The 1,961-nt window shown below is 73.2% G+C and carries 1 protein-coding gene; it reads right to left on the bottom strand.

All coding sequences use genetic code 11. The annotated features are described in order from the left end of the window. Positions 1-138 precede the first annotated feature (138 nt). The gene (gene recN / locus KD1_RS13640) at positions 139-1,890 is read right to left on the bottom strand and encodes a DNA repair protein RecN (RefSeq protein WP_068402802.1); all 1,752 of its coding nucleotides are present in this window, start codon (positions 1,888-1,890) and stop codon (positions 139-141) included. Positions 1,891-1,961 lie beyond the last annotated feature (71 nt).

Genomic DNA, 1,961 nt, shown 5'->3' with positions numbered 1-1,961 from the left:
TGTCGCCGTCGGGGCGCGGGGCCCGCGGGTCGGTCACAACGACAACCTCGTCGCCGCCCCGGCGAAGCCGCTCCACCAGGCCCTCGAGATGGATCTGGGTGGCCTCGTCGGTGGACCCGACCACCATGATGACGCGGGTCATCGATTCCTCCTCGAGGCACTGGAGAGCAGTTCCCGGGCGTGCTTGAGCGCCGTGGCACCGTCGTCGCCGCTCATCATGCGCGCCAACTCGGCCACCCTTTCATCCTCGTCAAGGGTGCGGACCCCGCTGGCGGTGATGTCGCCGCTGGTCTCCTTGTGCACGATCAGGTGCCGGTCGGCGTGGGCGGCGACCTGCGCCAGGTGGGTGACGACGATGACCTGCGCGTGCTGCGCCAAGGCTGCCAACCGCGCTCCGACATCGAGGGCGGCGGCGCCGCCGACCCCGGCGTCGACCTCGTCGAAGACGAACGTCGGCACCCCCTCGACCCCGTCGGCGGGGGCGCCGAGGGCCACCTCGATGGCCAGCATGACCCGGGACAGTTCACCGCCCGAGGCGGCCTTGATGATGGAGCGCGGTGGCGTGTCGGGGTTGGCGGCGAGGAGGATCTCGACGATGTCGACCCCGCGTTTGGTCGCCGTGACGGTGCGCCCGTCGGGCAGCGGCAGGCCGTCGGCGTCGTCGGTCGTCTCGGACTGGGTCACCTGGACGACGACGACCGCCTTGGGCATGGCCAGGTGGGTCAACTCGGCGGTCACCGCGGCACCCAGGCGCGCGGCGGAGTCGGCCCTCAGGTCGCTCAGCGCCGCGGCGGCCTTCCCGGCGGCCAGGCGCAGGTGTTCGAGATCACCCTCGAGCACGGCGATCCGGTCATCGGCACCCTGGAGGGCGGCCACCTTCGTGGCGGCGTCGCGGGCGTGGGCCAGCACGGCCTCGACCGAACCGCCGTACCGGGCCGTGACGGAGCCCAGATCGGCCCGGCGCTGCTGGACCCACGCCAACCGTGCCGGGTCGGTCTCGAGCGAGGACGTGTACCCCGCGAGGTCGGCCGCCAGGTCGGCGGCAAGCGCCTGGATCTCGCCCAGGCGGGTGTCCAAGGCCGCGAGGTCGGCGTCGTTGCCGAGCACGGGAGCGACCGCGTGCCGGGCGGCGCCGAGCAAGTCGAGCACCGACGGAGCGTCGAGACCGGACTCGTCCCCGGAGAGCGCGGCGTGGGCCGAACCGGCGGCGGTGAGGAGCTCGGTGGCGTGCCCGAGTCGATCGTCCTCGACGCGCAACTCCTCGTCCTCACCGGGCTGCGGGTCGACCTCGGCGATCTGGGCGAGCTGGTACTCCAGCAGACCCAGGGTCTCGGCCCGGTCGCGCTCCTGCGCCCGGAGGTCGTCCAATTCGGCTCTGGCAGAACGGTATTCGTCGAAGGCACTCTCGTACTCTGCCTGGGCCTGCGCGACGGGGGCACCGCCGTACGCATCGAGCACGGTGCGGTGCTCCTCGGGGCGGCGCAGGCGCCACTGGTCGGCCTGCCCGTGGACGGCGACGAGGTGCTCGGAGAGGTCGGTGAGCACCCCCAGGGGCACGGTGCGGCCGCCGACGTGGGCGCGGCCCCGACCGCTCGCGGCGATCGAGCGCACGAGCACGAGGTCGTCGGTGACGTCGGCGCCGGCGTCGGCGGCGCGCACCATGGCGGGATGGCCCTCGGGGAGTTCGACGATGCCCTCGACCGTGAGGCGGTCGGCGCCCGTGCGTACCAAGCCGGCGTCCCCTCGAGCGCCGAGCAGCATGCCCAGCCCGGAGACGACGAGGGTCTTGCCGGCACCGGTCTCACCGGTGAGCACGTTCAGGCCCGGGTGAAGGTCGAGGGTGGCCTCGGCGATGACGCCGAGGTTCGTGATGCGGATCTGCGCGAACATGGGCGTGCGGCTCAGGCGACCGGTGGGGTCGCGCCGGAGTCGGTGCCGTTGGCCTCACGCTCCTGGCGGGG

The organism is Kribbia dieselivorans NBRC 106261 (genome assembly GCF_001552435.1).
Taxonomy (GTDB): Bacteria; Actinomycetota; Actinomycetes; order Actinomycetales; family Dermatophilaceae; genus Kribbia; species Kribbia dieselivorans.
The sequence above is the reverse complement of the archived record's forward strand: the minus strand, read 5'-3'. Positions and strand labels throughout refer to the sequence as shown.